Consider the following 16,712-nt stretch of genomic DNA (forward strand, 5'->3'; position numbering starts at 1 on the left):
TCATCAAAGCACTGGATTTAAAGGCGAGTTCCTAAAATTTAGGGGACGAACAAAAAATTTAGAGAAAATTTCGTAAGCCTAGATTTTTTTGGTTCGTTTTTTCATCAATGGAAAAAATGAACAGGTTAAATATTTAGGACAGGATTGTTTTTATAGCTTTACTCCTGGCTTCAAGCCTCTATAGTACTGATAGTTCCGCCCAAGACCTAAGCTGTTCAGACTTTAAAGACGGAACTTTTAATGTTGCCGCTGACAATATAATACCCTTCGGTTATAAAATTATCAGAAAAGGAACTTCACAAATTGAAGTTGTTGAAGATCCAGAGGGGAAATTAGACGATGATTTCAACAAGACTTCCTATGAAATTATTGAGTGGATTGATGATTGTACGTATCGATTAAAATATGACGAATCAAAAATGCAACTCACCGAATATCAACAATTCATAAATGATAATAACGGAGTTATGACTGCGTTGATTAAAATTGAAGAAAATTGTTTTTACGTAACATCCACATTGTCCGCAAATGGCGAAACCCAAACAATAGACAGTAAAATTTGCAAGGAATAAAACGCACTATATTCTTAATTAAAAAACCTGTCAAGCTATGGAAACTTGACAGGTTTTGTAATTTTAAAGATGGCTTGAGTTTATAGCTCTAGCAAATTGTTAGTTTTACGAACACCTTCGGCACTTTTTTCAATATGTGCTTTTTCGGCATCGGTCAATTCAATTTCAACTATTTTTTCGATTCCGTTGCGGCCCAAAATTACTGGAACGCCAATAGAAATGTCATTCAGTCCATATTCACCATTAAGCATTACCGAGCAAGGGAACATTTTCTTTTGGTCGCATGCAATGGCCTGTACCAAACCAGAAACAGCAGCCCCAGGCGCATACCAAGCCGAAGTACCCAAGAGTTTTGTAAGTGTAGCACCACCAACTTTAGTATCTTCTTTAACTTGGTCCAGTCTTTCTTCTGAAATGAATTTTGTTACTGGAACACTATTTCTAGTTGCCAATCGTGTTAAAGGCACCATTCCGGTATCGCTATGACCACCAATTACCATTCCGTCAACATCGCTAATTGGGGCTTCCAAAGCTTCTGCCAAACGGTATTTAAAACGAGCGCTATCCAAGGCTCCACCCATCCCGATAATTTTATTTTTATCAAGGCCAGAGGTTTTGTGCACCAAGTAAGCCATAGTATCCATTGGGTTACTCACTATTATAAGAACAGTATCTGGAGAATGCTTTACAAGATTTGAAGAAACTTCTTTTACAATTCCGGCGTTTATACCAATTAGTTCTTCACGGGTCATCCCAGGCTTACGTGGAATTCCACTTGTGATTACACAGATATCGCTACCTGCTGTTTTTGAATAATCGTTAGTTACACCGGTAATTTTGGTATCAAAACCGTTCAACGAAGCAGTTTGCATCAAGTCCATCGCCTTTCCTTCGGCAAAACCTTCTTTAATGTCTAATAAAACTACTTCACTTGCAAAATCTTTAATGGCAATGTACTCGGCACAACTCGCACCTACAGCACCTGCTCCTACTACTGTTACTTTCATATCTTTTATTTAATCGTTATGTGTTATTTATCAAAAAGCCGTCCTTATCTGAAGTTAAAACAATGAAATGACAGCTATTTCAAAAATTCATTCTGAACTCACTACAAAAGTACTATTATCTACTTAAAATTATGATAATAAAGGGTTAAAAACCAAAAAGCCCATTTCCTAAATTCCAGAAATGGGCCTTTATAAGGTTATGACAAAGCTATTTATACGTCAATGTTTGCATAAACTGCATTTCTCTCAATAAATTCACGTCTTGGCGGCACCTCATCGCCCATCAACATAGAAAATATTCTATCTGCTTCCGTACCGTTATCAATAGTTACTTGGCGCAGGGTTCGAAATTCCGGGTTCATCGTTGTATCCCAAAGTTGTTCGGCGTTCATTTCTCCCAAACCTTTGTAACGTTGAATAGAAGCACTACCACCAAACTCTTCGTTTAGTCTATCGCGCTCCTTATCGCTCCATGCGTAATCTTTTTTGGCTCCTTTTTTCACCAAATAAAGCGGTGGCGTTGCAATATAGACGCAACCAGCCTCCACCAATTCTCGCATATAACGATAAAAGAAAGTAAGAATCAAAGTAGCAATATGACTTCCATCCACATCTGCATCACACATAATAACTACTTTATGATATCGCAATTTTTCAAGGTTAAGCGCCTTACTATCCTCTTCGGTACCAACCGTTACACCTAGTGCAGTATAAATATTTCTGATTTCCTCATTCTCAAAAACCTTGTGGTGCATAGCCTTTTCCACGTTTAGGATTTTACCTCGAAGCGGAAGAATAGCTTGAAAATTACGGTCACGCCCTTGTTTGGCCGTCCCGCCCGCAGAGTCACCCTCTACTAAGAATACTTCACATTTTTCGGGATCCTGCTCAGAGCAATCGGAAAGTTTTCCTGGTAAGCCACCACCGCTCATCACGGTTTTACGCTGTACCATCTCGCGCGCTTTCTTAGCGGCATGGCGTGCTTGTGCCGCAAGAATAACTTTTTGGACAATGGTCTTGGCATCATTTGGGTTTTCTTCCAAATAATTTTCCAGCATTTCCGCAACGGTCTGGCTTACTGCCGAAGTAACTTCGCGGTTACCCAGCTTTGTTTTTGTCTGCCCCTCAAACTGTGGTTCTTGAACTTTAACTGAAATTATCGCTGTTAAGCCTTCGCGGAAGTCATCGCCAGAAATATCAAATTTAAGCTTATCGAGCATTCCAGAAGCATCGGCATATTTCTTCAACGTACGCGTTAATCCAGATCTAAAACCAGAAAGATGGGTTCCGCCTTCATGCGTATTAATATTATTTACATAAGAATGAAGATTTTCATTAAACGACGTATTGTAAACCATGGCAACTTCCACAGGAATATCGTTCTTTTCACCTTCCATGGAAATAACTTCGTTTATAATGGGCTCACGATTACCATCCAAGAAACGAATAAATTCCTTTAGGCCCTCTTCACTGTGAAACTTTTCGGTTTCAAACTCGCCTTCATCATTGGTTCGGCGTTTATCAGTAACATAAATGGTTAGCCCCCTATTTAAAAAGGACAGCTCACGCATTCTACTTGCCAGCGTATCATAACTGTACTCAAGAGTTTGATGAAAAATTTCAGCATCGGGCTTAAAAGTAACTATGGTTCCGCGTTTATCGGTTTCGCCAATAGCTTTTACAGGACTCAAGGCCTTTCCGCGCCCAAATTCTTGCTGCCATATTTTGCCTTCGCGATAAACTGTAGCGGTAAGATTTTCGGAAAGTGCGTTTACTACAGAAACCCCAACCCCGTGAAGCCCACCGGATACTTTATAGGAATCTTTATCAAACTTACCACCAGCTCCAATCTTGGTCATTACAACCTCAAGTGCCGAAACACCTTCTTTTTTATGGATATCTACCGGTATTCCACGTCCATTATCTTCTACAGATATTGAATTATCTTCGTTTATTATAACTTTAATCGTATCGCAGTAACCACCCATTGCTTCATCAATGGAGTTATCTACAACTTCATACACCAAGTGGTGCAAACCGCGGTTGCCTACATCGCCAATATACATGGAGGGGCGCATACGCACGTGTTCCATTCCTTCTAAGGCTTGAATCTGGTCGGCGCCGTAGCTACCTTTTTTCTGTTCTTCGCTCATATAATTATTTGAATGATTTTCGGTTTTTCTCGTAACGAACAAATATAACGAAATCCCCAATAAAATTAAGGGTTTACGCAAGTTATGATGCTTAAGTTATTAACAAGTTTTTGTGGAAAAACCGAGTATTTAGAGAAGACATAAACCTTCTGTTAGTTTTAAGCCATTATCGTGCACTATTTTTGTGCATTTATTCGTTTTAACAATAATCAGGAAGCGCTAAACTGATATGTTGCCCAATTATTTTTTAAATTTACATAAAAACCTTCCCTCAGATTATAAGTTGCATGAGTTAGAAGCCTAAATAAAGAAATTATGAAAAATTCAATACTTGTATTTTTTATCGCCGTAACTGCATTTACTTTTCAAGATGTTTATGGGCAAGGCTTTCCTGATAGGGATGTATCCCCTATGGATCTTGCTATTGCTAGACCAGATAATGCTGCACCTTTGGCACGCGTAATTTACAGTAGGCCGCAAAAAAGAGGTCGCGATATTTTTGGCGAACTAGTTCCTTATAACAAAGTATGGCGTACCGGAGCCAATGAAGCTACCGAACTTACAACCTATGTGCCGCTTATGTTCGGGAAAACACTACTAAAACCCGGAACTTATACACTGTACACTATTCCAAGAGAAGATGAGTGGACGATTATTATTAACAGCGAAATCAACGCATGGGGAGCTTTTAGCTATAAAAAAGAAAAAGATGTGGCACGAATTAAAGTTCCATGTGAACAAGCTGCAGCCCCAATAGAATCGTTATCAATGATTTTTAAAACTGATGAAAACAAAACAACTTTAATGATAGGCTGGGACGATCACTATGTGGAAATTCCGTTCCGGATTCCGTAACGGCAGAACTTCATGAACAGATCATGTACGGGCAAATTATTCACGGACAGCGTACGGACAGGACAGCGTACGGACAGGACAGTGTACGGACAGGACAGTGTACGGACAGGTCGCGACCTGTCCCTACGGGATATTCAAATATTTATGCGTTTGCAAGGAAACTTTCCATTGCGGATTTTGCATGACATAATCCACAATTAACGGACTCATTTTTTCACGTTTACTCCATTCAGGCTGCAGATACAGGATACAATCTTTATTCACCTTCTTGGCTTGTTCTTCGGCAAAGCGAAAATCATCTTTGTTAAAAATGATTACTTTCAATTCATTGGCCACCTTATACACTTCTTCAGTTGGCAGTTTTATTTTTTTCGGGGATAGGCAAATCCAATCCCAAGTGCCCGTTAGCTTATATGCACCTGAGGTTTCTATATGAATTTGCATTCCTTTCTGCTTTAGCATTTGGGTCAAGGGCCCCATATCCCAAGTTAAAGGCTCTCCTCCCGTAATTACAATGGTTTTTGAATGCTTATCGGCGTTATCAACAATTCTTTCAACCGCAGTGGGTGGATGCAATTCCGCATTCCAGCTTTCTTTAACATCGCACCAATGGCAACCAACATCGCAACCACCAACTCTAATAAAATAAGCTGCGGTGCCTTTATGAAACCCTTCCCCCTGAATGGTATAAAACTCCTCCATCAATGGCAGTACCAGCCCCTTGTCAACCAAATTCTGTATTTCCTTTTTCATCGTTGCAAAAATACTTTAAATATGGAATAAAATTCAAAATAAGGCGCATTGAATTGCAAGGATTTAGCACTAGAATTTAAGAAGGTTTTCCATACGCAGGTTTATTCTTGACTTTGCAACGACTTTGAAATCAACAAAACAAAAGTTTAGTGTTTTAGCATTTTAATTAGGTTTCAATAATCTGACTTACTAGGAAATCAGATTTTTAGAGTTTGGAATTTATATTTTCTTACTTTTGACTAAAATTTTATAGGGATGTCCACCAAGCAAGCTTTTACAGATTACATCAACAAGGGATACGCCACAAAAGGAGATTATATCAATCTTGGTGCGGCCATGTATAATGAAGAAACCGCCGCGCAGGCTTACGTGAAAATTCCATTAAAAACCATGAACCGCCATGGGCTTATTGCAGGCGCTACGGGTACAGGGAAGACCAAAACACTGCAGATTATTGCTGAAAACCTTTCGGCTAAAGGAGTTCCCGTATTACTTATGGATGTAAAAGGCGATTTAAGCGGTATTGCAGAACCGGGGTCCAACAACGCCAAAATTGAGGAACGGCACCAAGCCATTGGCTTTCCGTATGAGGCCAAAAAGTTTCCCGCTGAAATTCTTTCACTTTCCAATCAGGAAGGGGTTCGGCTTCGGGCAACGGTAAGCGAGTTTGGACCTGTGCTACTTTCCAGGATTTTAGGGCTAAACGATGTTCAATCGGGGATTGTAGCCGTAATTTTTAAGTATTGCGACGACCATAAAATGCCACTGTTAGATTTACAGGACTTTAAAAAAATACTCCAATACACCACCGAAGAGGGTAAAGATACTTTTAGCAAGGAATACGGGAGAATTTCTACTGCCTCTACAGGGGTCATTTTCCGTAAGGTAATAGCCTTGGAACAACAAGGTGCAAATTTATTTTTTGGTGAAAAATCTTTCGACCCACAAGATTTGCTTCGTAAGGATGAGAATGGAATGGGGTTTATCAACATTGTTAGGCTGACCGATATTCAAGATCGTCCCAAACTATTTTCAACCTTTATGCTAAGCCTATTGGCCGAAATATACGCGACGTTTCCAGAGCAAGGCGATAGTGGAAAACCAGAACTTGCCATATTTATTGACGAAGCACATTTAATCTTTAAACAGGCAAGCACTGCACTTTTAGATCAAATTGAGAGTATTGTAAAGTTGATACGCTCAAAGGGCGTAGGGCTTTACTTTGTTACCCAAAACCCTACAGACGTGCCGGAGGCCGTACTAAGTCAGTTAGGTTTAAAAGTTCAGCATGCACTACGGGCATTCACGGCTAAAGATAGAAGAGCGATTAAGCTTACTGCCGAAAACTATCCGCTATCACCCTATTATAAAACCGATGAAGTTTTAACCAAACTCGGTATTGGCGAAGCGCTGGTAAGTGCATTAAATGAGAAAGGGATTCCCACCCCGCTTGCAAGAACAATGTTGCGAGCCCCAATGAGCCGAATGGATATTTTAACCGATAGCGAGTTATCTGGATTATTAAAAACGTCAAAGCTTATTCCTAAATACAATGAGCATACCAATAGGAATAGCGCCTATGAAATGCTAAACGAAAAAATTAAAGAAGCCAACAAGGCAGAGACCAAAGAAAAGGCAAAAAAAGAAAAAGAGGCGGCAAGCAAGACCGTGAGGAAAAAAAGCAGTTCTAGTAAAAAATCTTCTTCGAGCCCCTGGATAAAAGCCCTTTCAAGCCCTACGGTAATTAGAAGCGTTCTTGGCATTTTAAGCAAAATGATAAAATAAACGGAAAGCGATAAAAGGTGAAAATAAATATCCAGACTCTAAACCCATCATCTTAAAATCTTATTACCTTCGCAGCCGAATAGTCTATAACGAAGTAATTAAAGAAACAATGAAAAAAACAATAATTATCGGTGCTGTTGCGGCAGTATTATTTGTGCAGTGTGGAAAAGAAAGTGACCCATTTACTATAAACAAAGGTTCTATTGGAAAATTGAGCAGTGAGATAATGATGAAACAGGTTGATTCTGTTTTTGCTACGGACTCCATTGTAAAGATCAACTCGTCGCCAAATGCTATAGAAACCCAAGGCGAAGTAGAAGTTTATGAAAAAGGAGGAAAAAAACTCATGACACTTTCTCCAGAGAATGAATCGGACCCTAGCTCAACCATAACGAATATTCAAGTTTTTGACTCGCGTTACAAAACAGATAAAGGCCTTAATTCTGCCAGTACATTTAAAGATGTAAAAGCAAATTACAAGGTGAACAATATAGAAACCACGATAAATGCAATTGTAGTTTTTCTAGAAGACACCGATGTTTATTTAACCATAGACAAAGAGAATTTGCCAGAAGAATTGCGCTATGACCCCAATATTAAAGTAGAGGCTTCGCAAATTCCAGACAATGCTCCTTTTAAATACTTTATGCTTGGTTGGGAACCTGCGGCAGAATAATTATTCCGCTGTAAAGATTTTGTTAACATTCATCATTTAATGGATGTTTTCCTTTATTTTTAATTCAACCAGATTGTTAATACAATTGAATTATGATTAAAGTTATAGATCTTCCAGCAATACACGCCAGAGGAAAAGTCTTTTTAAAAATCGAAAAGACATCAAACCAATACAGCTATTAACGTTAGCACCCTATGGTAAACCATGGGGTGTTATTTTTTTAGAACTATACGTATGCCAAAACCAAGAATTAAAAACGAAGAACAATATGAAGCCTTACGCGAGCAAGGGTATAGCAAGGAAAAGTCTGCACGAATTGCAAACACCCCAAAAGCCGGTAAAAAAGGTGGTAAAGCGAAGCCTTACGAGGAGTGGACAAAAGATGAACTCTATGAACAAGCTAAAAATGTGGGTGTTGAAGGCCGTTCAAAAATGAAGAAAAAAGAACTTATTAAAGCTTTAAGAAACAACTAATGAGCAATACATTAAGACCTTTCCATCTTGCAATAACCGCTGACAACTTGCCGAACTTTTTAAGGCACCGTATTAAGCCTGCCTGAAGATAAAAGCAGTAATGGGTGGATAGATTTCGGTTTTTGGCTATCAAATTATCATTCATTTAAAAGAAAAAAGACCAGCATTAACCCAATTGCTAGGTCGAAAAATTACAAACGATAACTCAGTTGCTGGTATGATTGTGCCGATGCCACATTTAGGTGTAGATTAAGATATTAAAACTTTTAAGGTGTTTTCAACAAAACTCATAGAAAAAAACATTACTTTCATAATCGCTCCATATATTCGGTTTGAAGGAAAGCTCGGAGAATAGGCAACCCTATTTTTTAAGGATCCTTCTGGAAACACCCTCGAATTTAAAGCATTTAATGACCTAACTCAACTATTTGCCAAATGATTAAAGTAATACCCACCCAAATAATAAGACAGATTTTCGTAATCTTGCTAATACTGTTAATGGGAAGCCTGATATTTAGAGAGCTCATCCCATACCTTACCGGAGTATTAGGAGCCATTACCATTTACGTTTTAATGCGTAATTGGATGTCAAAATTAGTTATTAAGAAAAATTGGAACCCCAATTTAGCAGCCTCCGTATTGATGCTTATTTCTTTCTTCGGAATTCTAATTCCCATAGCGGGAATTATTTTAATGTTGACGAACAAAGTAGGTACGGCTGTAGAAAATTCAGGAGAGGTTGTTCTAGCGTTTAAAGAGCAATTGGCCAAGATTCAAGAGAAAATCGGCTACGATTTAACTTCGCAGATTGATGCTGCAGCCATTACCGGATGGACATCAGAAAACCTCCAAGGCTTTGTTGGTGGCACTTTTAATGCATTTGTTGCTATTGGATTGATGTATTTTATGCTCTTTTATATGTTTACAAACCGTAAAGATTTAAGAGATTCGCTTAGAGATTACATTCCAATGAATCGAAAAAACTTAAAGGAAGTTGGAATAGAAGTACAAAAAATGGTCCGTTCTAATGCCTTAGGAATCCCGATGGTTGGCCTTGCACAAGGTATTGTCGCCCTTATAGGTTTTTTAATATTTGGCACTGAAGATCCATTTTTTTGGTTTGTTATTGTAACCATCTCCAGTATGATTCCCTTTGTGGGAACCCTCTTGGGAATTCTACCCGTTTTTCTACTTTCGCTGTCCACCGGCGATAATTTTGCAGCTTGGGGAATTCTGCTATACGGGTTTATAGTTGTTGGTTCTACAGATAATATAATTCGCTTATACGTACTTAAAAAACTGGACGATGTACACCCATTAGTCACCCTTATTGGGGTAATAGTAGGCGTGCCATTATTCGGGTTTATAGGCCTTATATTTGGCCCCTTATTGATAAGTCTTTTTATGGTAATTGTTAAAATTTATCGGAAAGAATACGGTAAAGAGGAGTCTATTACACAGGAAGAACACCTGTAACACCAAACACATGTTCACAAAAGTGCCTTCTACCTCTTTTTCCCCTAGTAAACCACTTCTGGTCTGGGATGGTGCATGTGGGTTTTGTAAATATTGGGTAACCCATTGGAAGTTCAAAACAGGAAACCGTGTAAATTACAGCCCATATCAAGAAGTTGCTCATCTGGTTAAAGGCATTCCGATCAAGGAATTTAAAAAAGCCTCGCGACTTATTGAAACGGACGGATCAATCTACAGTGGACCAAACTCAGCCTATCGTAGTTTTGTCTATTTTAAAAAGCCTTCCTATTTCTGGAATAAGCTTTACGCTCGCTCAAAAACATTTACTTTTATCAGCGATCACTCTTATAATTTTATAGCGAAGCATCGCAGCTTTTTCTTTAAGCTCACTACAATATGCTTCGGAAAAAATCCAAAATCACTGAAACCATACTGGTTGCTTTGGATTTGTACTTTTGGTTTGAGTATAATAATGATAGTTTCAATTTTATAACAAAATTTTAAAACTTCCCTCTGCTTAAAAATGTATCTTTAAAAGAAAAAATATGTCATTCAAAGGAATTTTATCGAAATACTTTAATCCAGGAAACCGACAAGACAGTTCCTCAGATCACAGCACCACCCATGACTCTGCAAAAGAGTTTATGGAAGAGGAAGTGGTTAAAATTGAAGACGATGATGTTGAACTGGTTTTGGAAAACGAAGAAGCCATTAATAAAAAATTTAGTGGCGCCAAGACACTTTCAAAATATGCCGAACTCGGAAAAATTATGATGGCCATGTTAAAAGATATGAAAAACCGCGTATATCCGGAAATTCCATGGTTTACAATTGCCACGGTAGTATTGGCGTTATTATACGTATTAAATCCAATGGATTTAGTTCCAGATTTTATTCCCGGAGTAGGTTACATTGATGATCTTTCGGTATTGGCTATCGGTACCGGATGGATAGAAAGCGACCTTCACAAATACTTGGATTGGAAACTAAAAAAAGGCGAAGGACTTTAATGTTTTCTTTGCTCTCTTGCCAATAACGTATTTTTAAGAAGCATGGCAATGGTCATTGGCCCTACCCCGCCCGGAACTGGCGTAATAAAAGATGCCTTTTTACTTACGTTTTTAAAATCTACATCGCCCGTAATGGCGTAGCCTTTTGGGCGGCTTTCGTCTTCAACTCTTGTTATACCAACATCAATAATTACAGCATCGTCTTTTACCATTTCGGCCTTAAGGAAGTTTGGAACCCCCAAGGCTGAAATTATAATATCTGCCTGTGTAGTAATTTGGGCAATATTTTTGGTGTTGCTGTGCGTTAAGGTTACCGTACTATTTCCTGGCCAGCCTTTTCGGCTCATTAAAATACTCATTGGGCGCCCAACAATATGGCTTCTGCCAATAACCACCGTGTGTTTTCCCTTGGTATCAACTTTGTAGCGTTGCAGAAGTTCTAAAATACCAAATGGCGTAGCTGGAATAAACGTACTCATATCTAAAGCCATTTTACCAAAATTTTCAGGGTGAAACCCATCAACATCTTTTGAAGGATCTACGGTAAGCAGCACTTTTTGCGTGTCAATTTGTGGAGGCAACGGAAGCTGAACAATAAACCCATCTATGGCCTCATCTTCATTTAATTCCTTAATTTTTTTCAGCAGCTCTAGTTCGCTAGTAGTTTCGGGCATTTTCACTAAGGTTGACTCAAAACCTACGCGCTCGCATGCACGTACTTTACTTCCTACATACGTAAGACTCGCCCCGTCATTCCCAACAATTATGGCGGCAAGATGCGGCACTTTTTCGCCATTGGATTTCATCTTATCCACTTCAGCAGCGATTTCGTTTTTAATATCGTTTGAAACTTTTTTTCCGTCTAGAATTACCATCTGCTGTTTATTATTGAACTGATTGTTACTACTAATCACTGACTACTTATTACTAACTACTGACTACTGATTACTGACTACTGATTACTGACTACTGAACACTACCGCATATTCCCCATGGCCTGCATCATCTTTCTTCCGCCGCCACCTTGCATCATTTTCATCATCTTGCTCATTTGGTTAAATTGCTTAAGCAACTGATTCACTTGTTGAACGCTTGTTCCGCTACCTTTGGCAATTCTTTTTTTACGACTTCCCTTAATCAATGCGGGCTGGGTTCTTTCGGCTGGCGTCATAGAATGAATTATAGCTTCAATTCCTTTAAAGGCATCATCGTCTATATCAACATCTTTTAATGCTTTTCCTGCCCCGGGAATCATTCCCACCAAATCTTTCATACTTCCCATTTTCTTAACCTGCTGAATTTGGCTTAAGAAATCGTCAAAACCAAATTGGTTTTTTGCAATCTTCTTTTGAAGTTTTCGAGCTTCATCCTCATCAAATTGCTCCTGTGCTCTTTCTACCAGCGAAACAACGTCTCCCATCCCCAAAATACGATCGGCCATACGCGCCGGGTGGAACACATCAATGGCATCCATCTTTTCACCGGTACCAATAAATTTAATAGGTTTATCTACTACACTTTTAATAGAAATAGCAGCACCTCCACGGGTATCACCATCTAATTTAGTAAGTACAACCCCTTCAAAATTTAATCGATCATTAAAGGCTTTTGCAGTATTTACGGCATCTTGCCCCGTCATTGCATCTACCACAAATAGTGTTTCTTGCGGTTCAATTGCCTTGTGTACGTTTGAGATTTCAGTCATCATTGCCTCATCAATGGCAAGACGACCGGCGGTATCTACAATAACAACGTTAAAGCCATTTTGCTTGGCGTGGGCTATTGCATTTTGAGCTATAGAAACTGGATTTTTATTTTCTGGTTCGCTATAAACCTCAACGCCAATCTGATCTCCAACTACGTGCAACTGATTTATTGCCGCGGGTCTATAAACATCACAGGCAACCAAAAGTGGTTTTTTAGTCTTCTTTGTCTTTAAGTAATTTGCCAATTTTCCAGAGAAAGTAGTTTTACCGCTACCCTGCAAACCAGACATTAAAATAACCGTTGGCGTACCGCTCAAGTTAACTCCAGCAGTCTCGCCGCCCATCAATTCGGTAAGCTCGTCTTTTACCAACTTCACCATTAACTGTCCGGGCTGAAGCGTAGTAAGTACATCTTGACCCAGTGCCTTTTTCTTAACCGTATTGGTAAATTCCTTGGCGGTTTTAAAGTTAACATCGGCATCCAGTAGGGCGCGACGCACTTCCTTTAGGGTTTCTGCTACGTTTACTTCGGTTATGCTGCCGTGACCTTTTAGTACGTGCAGCGCTTTATCCAGCTTATCACTTAAATTATCAAACATATTCTTGCGTTCTTAATGGGTTAACTCCAAACTTATCACCTGTGCAAAGCCAGGTTGTTAGCTTTGGGGTCTAAGGTTGCAAAGATAACACACTGAAAGGGAGTATCAAAAAAAAGTATTCATTTGTACGGGTCTAGTTTAACCAAACAACTATTTTTTGTGGTGAACATGCCGTTAAATTGCTTTGTGCGGAGATAAACGACGTTATTCTCATTATAAATGCGGAAAACCACTTGCCCATTTAATCCTGATAATGAATGTATTGCGAAAAAAACACCTGAAATGCTACTTGCTCTTTAAAATCTAAGTTCACAAAGAAATTATAGCTTATCAATCCAGAAACTTATTGAGAAGAAAAGAGTTTCAATCAAAAATAATTAGAAGGTCGAAGTACAAATTACGAATTGAAAAAAATGGCTTTGACAATAATTGCAGAAAATGAACAGTCGTACAGTTAAGGAGGTTTCGTTTTTGCCATCGCATTAGCCAAAACTAAAAAGCTAAAATAGCTGCTTTTTAACCTCTACGCTCGAAAAAAATTGAAAAGGCTTTGAATAAAAAACTTAATATCATCTGCCCAAGACGACAAATTTTGTTATCTTGTACAGTTAAAAAAAGATAATGCTTAAGGAAAGAATTAACATAGAAAATATTGACGGACAGCTGTTTGAAATAAAGATAATTGACCCAGACAATTCTAAACCTGCCTCTTTTACGCATTATTTGATAGCTCTAGAAAAATATAGAATAAGATACAAAAGAACAGGTTTTCCACTTCAATCTCTATCGCAAAATATAGCTCAATGGCAAAGAAAAACTGGACAAGAAAAGAAACTATAGTTGCCTTTAATATTTATTGTAAAATACCTTTTAGAAGTAGTAGCAAAACCAATCCAACTGTAATAAAATATGCTAATATTATTGGAAGATCACCTTCAGCACTAAACATGAAAATTGGTAATTTTGGAAGACTTGATCCAGAGTTGAGAAGAAAAGGAATTACAGGTTTAGTAAATGGCAGTAAACTAGAGGAAGTTATTTGGAATGAATTTAATGGAAATTGGGAAAAACTAGCTTTTGAGAGTGAAAAATTTATTGCAGAATTTCAGAATAAAAAGATTGAACAGATAGATGATTTTAATATTGATGATTTACCACAAGGAATAGACAGGAAAACTATTGTGAAATCACGGGTTAATCAAAGTTTTTTCCGAAGCACAATTTTATCTTCATACAATTTAAGGTGTTGCATCACGGGGCTTTCGATACCTGATTTTTTGGTTGCAAGTCATATAAAGCCTTGGTCAAAAGATAAAAAGAATAGAACCAACCCTCATAATGGATTGTGCTTAAATTCAATTCACGATAAGGCTTTCGACAAAGGCTTTATTACAGTTACGCCAGACTTTAAAGTTAAAGTTTCAGATTTTTTTAATGATTACTCAAAAGATAAATCTGTTAATGATTTCTTTATTAAATACCATAATCAAAAGATTATAAAACCTGAAAGATTTTTGCCGACACATGAGTTTTTAGATTATCATTTCCAAAATATATTTATTCAATGAATACTTTTCAAACCATTTCCACAGAATATATAAGAGCATCAAGAACCATAGAAATTGTGCTCGTCACAAACAAGAGCTTAGAAAAAGTTTTTTTTGTTTATAACTATGAAGGCAATTCATTTAGAGTATTTGAAAATCATTTAAACTTACTACACTTTTTCCAGAACAACTCGGAAAGTGATTTTCACTTTAGTTCAGAGATCGAACTTGATACTTTTTTTTCAAAAGTTAAATTTTCAGCTTAAGTCTTACCCAATTTTCAAATTAATTGAATGCCATAAATTAATTTTTTGAAACAAAGACATTAAAAACGAGCATAAATTCTACGAATACAAAATAAAAAGGTTTCTAACAGATGTTGCACTTGGAATGATGCCATCAAAAGTTTGGTCAGGAAAATACGATGCAACTGGAGGGTATTTAATTGTAAAAGCAAGTGGAGACGTTTTGTGCTACCACATTTATAACAGAAATGAATTTGAGAACTACTTGTTAAGCAATACAAAACTCGAGACCGCAAGTTCCTCTCGACACGGATTCGGAGAGATTTATGAAGAAAACGAAGAATTATATTTTAATCTGAATCTACAAATTAGATTTACAAAATAGTGAACCCTAAAAGCTATACAAATATGCATTTCGCTTTAGGAAATACACAGGTCAATAATTCGTCATATCGAGCGCCCTGTCTAATCCTTGTTCAGGCATTAATCAAAGTGATGCAGAGGTTTTTCAGTCACTAATATTCAGCAAACGAGAAGTTTTTATCTCTCATATTCAAAACCGCAGAAACTGTCTGCGGAATTAGAAAAAGACAAACCGCACACACTGTCTGCGAAATCTGAATTGGAAAAACGACAGACACCGTCTGCTAAATTCGTTCTAAGCTGGTCTCATTATCTAAAGCTCATGCGAATGGATGATGAAAACGAACGAAAGTTCTACGAGATTGAATCTTATAAAAACAATTGGAGTGTTAGAGAGTTACAGCGTCAGGTTGACTCGGCTTTGTACACATTATTGTAATGCCCTTTATCCAAAGCAGCGCTAAACATCTCAAAAATTTATAGCAATCAACGCTCCGATTTCAATCTGTATTTAAACCCCTACAAGAACACCATTCTTTTTTTAACACCCCAAAAGCGTTAATTAAAAGCTAACAAAAGCAAAAATACTTCCAGTAATGCTGATTTTTATAATCAAAAGGCATTTTAAACATTTATGGCAAACCCGTATCGCATAAACACTTTCTATAAAAAGTTTTCCATGCTAAAAATGTTAGTTTTTGCTTCCTTGGTTTTTGCTTCAGGAACACTCTATTCACAACGTGAAAGTTTAGAAGGAAAAGTAAGTACCTCAAGCAATCTGGATGTGGAAGGTATTAATATCTATAACCTCTCTAGCAGTAAAGGTACGATTACGGATAAAGACGGAAGGTTTTATATTGCGGTCAGGACAAACGATACGCTCTCTATTTCTGCCATTCATATTGAAGAAACCACTCTTGTTATTGGAGAGGAACAACTAAAAACCAAAAAAATAAGCATCAACCTCAGCGAAAAAATGAATAAACTGAGCACTGTAACTCTTAGAAGACCACTTACGGGCTATTTAGGTAGCGATGCAAACATCATCCCTATTGAAGCTCCTATTACCGCAACATCCATTGGCCTGCCCAATGCAGACCTCAAACTGCCCTCTAAAGTTGCAAGACAATTGTATGCCGCCAATTCTGGCCCCGTAGATGCCCTGATCAATATGATTTCTGGGCGGACAAAAATGTTGAAAAAACACCTTGAATTTCAAAAGACAAACGCACTAACTTTGGCATTACTTGATAAATTTCCTGAAACCTTTTTTATTGATGGCTTAAAAATAGATAAACTGGAGGTCTATTCTTTCCTCTTTTTCTGCGAAGCCGATCCCGATTATCAAAAAACAATGAAACAAAGCACTATAACTATTATTGAGTTTTTAAAGCGGAAGCGTACAGAATTCAAAAAAGAAAAGGAAATAGGGAATAATGAATAGTGTGTAAATGCATTATAAAACTTGTAATTTAGGCAAATAAACCAAGC

The 16,712-nt window shown here is 37.8% G+C and carries 16 protein-coding genes and 1 pseudogene; 12 read left to right on the forward strand and 5 right to left on the reverse strand.

Features of this window, described 5'->3' with window-relative positions; genetic code table 11:
- Nucleotides 1–652: 652 nt before the first annotated feature.
- Together mdh and gyrB are read right to left on the reverse strand one after the other, a co-directional pair.
- Nucleotides 653–1,579, reverse strand: a complete 927-nt coding sequence (gene mdh, locus QPK98_RS08060; RefSeq protein WP_310992668.1) for a malate dehydrogenase — start codon at nt 1,577–1,579, stop codon at nt 653–655.
- A gap of 212 nt (nt 1,580–1,791) precedes the next feature.
- Nucleotides 1,792–3,732, reverse strand: coding sequence for a DNA topoisomerase (ATP-hydrolyzing) subunit B (gyrB, locus tag QPK98_RS08065; protein ID WP_310992669.1), 1,941 nt, complete (start codon nt 3,730–3,732; stop codon nt 1,792–1,794).
- A 315-nt stretch (nt 3,733–4,047) separates the two neighbouring features.
- Here gyrB and QPK98_RS08070 point away from each other — a divergent pair, with 315 nt between their 5' ends.
- On the forward strand, nt 4,048–4,587 hold the full coding sequence (locus QPK98_RS08070; protein ID WP_310992670.1) for a DUF2911 domain-containing protein: 540 nt from the start codon (nt 4,048–4,050) through the stop codon (nt 4,585–4,587).
- Between the two features lie 123 nt (nt 4,588–4,710).
- On the opposite strand, the gene QPK98_RS08075 is transcribed toward QPK98_RS08070, so the two are convergent.
- Nucleotides 4,711–5,340 (reverse strand): 7-carboxy-7-deazaguanine synthase QueE, encoded by a 630-nt coding sequence (locus tag QPK98_RS08075; protein ID WP_310992671.1) that lies wholly within the window; start codon nt 5,338–5,340, stop codon nt 4,711–4,713.
- Between the two features lie 255 nt (nt 5,341–5,595).
- On the opposite strand from QPK98_RS08075, the gene QPK98_RS08080 reads away from it, so the two are divergent.
- From QPK98_RS08080 to QPK98_RS08105, 6 genes are all read left to right on the forward strand, one after another.
- Nucleotides 5,596–7,125, forward strand: a complete 1,530-nt coding sequence (locus QPK98_RS08080) for a helicase HerA-like domain-containing protein (RefSeq protein WP_310992672.1) — start codon at nt 5,596–5,598, stop codon at nt 7,123–7,125.
- A 109-nt stretch (nt 7,126–7,234) separates the two neighbouring features.
- Nucleotides 7,235–7,801 carry a hypothetical protein gene (locus tag QPK98_RS08085; RefSeq protein ID WP_310992673.1) on the forward strand — a complete coding sequence of 189 codons (567 nt, stop codon included), beginning with the start codon at nt 7,235–7,237 and terminating at the stop codon, nt 7,799–7,801.
- Between the two features lie 234 nt (nt 7,802–8,035).
- The gene (locus QPK98_RS08090; protein WP_310992674.1) at nt 8,036–8,275 is read left to right on the forward strand and encodes a DUF7218 family protein; all 240 of its coding nucleotides are present in this window, start codon (nt 8,036–8,038) and stop codon (nt 8,273–8,275) included.
- 435 nt (nt 8,276–8,710) lie between these two features.
- Nucleotides 8,711–9,751, forward strand: a complete 1,041-nt coding sequence (locus QPK98_RS08095) for an AI-2E family transporter (protein ID WP_310992676.1) — start codon at nt 8,711–8,713, stop codon at nt 9,749–9,751.
- 10 nt (nt 9,752–9,761) lie between these two features.
- Nucleotides 9,762–10,244, forward strand: a complete 483-nt coding sequence (locus tag QPK98_RS08100) for a thiol-disulfide oxidoreductase DCC family protein (protein ID WP_310992677.1) — start codon at nt 9,762–9,764, stop codon at nt 10,242–10,244.
- Nucleotides 10,245–10,296: 52 nt separating this feature from the next.
- Nucleotides 10,297–10,761 carry a YkvA family protein gene (locus QPK98_RS08105; protein ID WP_310992678.1) on the forward strand — a complete coding sequence of 155 codons (465 nt, stop codon included), beginning with the start codon at nt 10,297–10,299 and terminating at the stop codon, nt 10,759–10,761.
- Here QPK98_RS08105 and QPK98_RS08110 read toward each other — a convergent pair.
- Nucleotides 10,758–11,636 carry a bifunctional 5,10-methylenetetrahydrofolate dehydrogenase/5,10-methenyltetrahydrofolate cyclohydrolase gene (locus QPK98_RS08110; RefSeq protein WP_310992680.1) on the reverse strand — a complete coding sequence of 293 codons (879 nt, stop codon included), beginning with the start codon at nt 11,634–11,636 and terminating at the stop codon, nt 10,758–10,760. The two genes, QPK98_RS08105 and QPK98_RS08110, sit on opposite strands and share 4 nt — an antisense overlap.
- A gap of 101 nt (nt 11,637–11,737) precedes the next feature.
- Nucleotides 11,738–13,066: a signal recognition particle protein gene (ffh, locus tag QPK98_RS08115; RefSeq protein WP_310992681.1), complete on the reverse strand. Its 1,329-nt coding sequence runs from the start codon at nt 13,064–13,066 to the stop codon at nt 11,738–11,740.
- A gap of 621 nt (nt 13,067–13,687) precedes the next feature.
- Here ffh and QPK98_RS08120 point away from each other — a divergent pair.
- The 5 genes and pseudogenes from QPK98_RS08120 (at nt 13,688) to QPK98_RS08140 (ending at nt 16,665) form a co-directional block, all read left to right on the forward strand.
- A complete protein-coding gene (locus QPK98_RS08120; RefSeq protein ID WP_310992682.1) occupies nt 13,688–13,906 on the forward strand; it encodes a hypothetical protein in 219 nt (72 codons plus the stop codon).
- A complete protein-coding gene (locus QPK98_RS08125) occupies nt 13,870–14,634 on the forward strand; it encodes an HNH endonuclease (protein WP_310992683.1) in 765 nt (254 codons plus the stop codon). The genes QPK98_RS08120 and QPK98_RS08125 overlap by 37 nt, the downstream gene beginning before the upstream one ends.
- Nucleotides 14,635–14,937: 303 nt before the next feature.
- On the forward strand, nt 14,938–15,243 hold the full coding sequence (locus QPK98_RS08130; RefSeq protein ID WP_310992880.1) for an HpaII family restriction endonuclease: 306 nt from the start codon (nt 14,938–14,940) through the stop codon (nt 15,241–15,243).
- A gap of 126 nt (nt 15,244–15,369) precedes the next feature.
- Nucleotides 15,370–15,660: pseudogene (locus tag QPK98_RS08135) on the forward strand (DUF1016 N-terminal domain-containing protein); the annotation flags it as partial.
- Nucleotides 15,661–15,900: 240 nt separating this feature from the next.
- Nucleotides 15,901–16,665 carry a BamP family beta-assembly machinery protein gene (locus QPK98_RS08140; RefSeq protein WP_310992685.1) on the forward strand — a complete coding sequence of 255 codons (765 nt, stop codon included), beginning with the start codon at nt 15,901–15,903 and terminating at the stop codon, nt 16,663–16,665.
- Nucleotides 16,666–16,712 lie beyond the last annotated feature (47 nt).

The sequence above is a fragment of the Aequorivita marina genome, assembly GCF_031631895.2.
In the GTDB taxonomy this organism is placed as follows: Bacteria; Bacteroidota; Bacteroidia; order Flavobacteriales; family Flavobacteriaceae; genus Aequorivita; species Aequorivita marina.

Excerpts from the sequence above, each read along its gene's own strand:
- mdh (WP_310992668.1), bottom strand. The coding sequence starts at position 1,579 with ATGAAAGTAACAGTAGTAGGAGCAGGTGCTGTAGGTGCGAGTTGTGCC.
- gyrB (WP_310992669.1), bottom strand. The coding sequence starts at position 3,732 with ATGAGCGAAGAACAGAAAAAAGGTAGCTACGGCGCCGACCAGATTCAA.
- QPK98_RS08070 (WP_310992670.1), top strand. The coding sequence starts at position 4,048 with ATGAAAAATTCAATACTTGTATTTTTTATCGCCGTAACTGCATTTACT.
- QPK98_RS08075 (WP_310992671.1), bottom strand. The coding sequence starts at position 5,340 with ATGAAAAAGGAAATACAGAATTTGGTTGACAAGGGGCTGGTACTGCCA.
- QPK98_RS08080 (WP_310992672.1), top strand. The coding sequence starts at position 5,596 with ATGTCCACCAAGCAAGCTTTTACAGATTACATCAACAAGGGATACGCC.
- QPK98_RS08085 (WP_310992673.1), top strand. The coding sequence starts at position 7,235 with ATGAAAAAAACAATAATTATCGGTGCTGTTGCGGCAGTATTATTTGTG.
- QPK98_RS08090 (WP_310992674.1), top strand. The coding sequence starts at position 8,036 with ATGCCAAAACCAAGAATTAAAAACGAAGAACAATATGAAGCCTTACGC.
- QPK98_RS08095 (WP_310992676.1), top strand. The coding sequence starts at position 8,711 with ATGATTAAAGTAATACCCACCCAAATAATAAGACAGATTTTCGTAATC.
- QPK98_RS08100 (WP_310992677.1), top strand. The coding sequence starts at position 9,762 with ATGTTCACAAAAGTGCCTTCTACCTCTTTTTCCCCTAGTAAACCACTT.
- QPK98_RS08105 (WP_310992678.1), top strand. The coding sequence starts at position 10,297 with ATGTCATTCAAAGGAATTTTATCGAAATACTTTAATCCAGGAAACCGA.
- QPK98_RS08110 (WP_310992680.1), bottom strand. The coding sequence starts at position 11,636 with ATGGTAATTCTAGACGGAAAAAAAGTTTCAAACGATATTAAAAACGAA.
- ffh (WP_310992681.1), bottom strand. The coding sequence starts at position 13,066 with ATGTTTGATAATTTAAGTGATAAGCTGGATAAAGCGCTGCACGTACTA.
- QPK98_RS08120 (WP_310992682.1), top strand. The coding sequence starts at position 13,688 with ATGCTTAAGGAAAGAATTAACATAGAAAATATTGACGGACAGCTGTTT.
- QPK98_RS08125 (WP_310992683.1), top strand. The coding sequence starts at position 13,870 with ATGGCAAAGAAAAACTGGACAAGAAAAGAAACTATAGTTGCCTTTAAT.
- QPK98_RS08140 (WP_310992685.1), top strand. The coding sequence starts at position 15,901 with ATGCTAAAAATGTTAGTTTTTGCTTCCTTGGTTTTTGCTTCAGGAACA.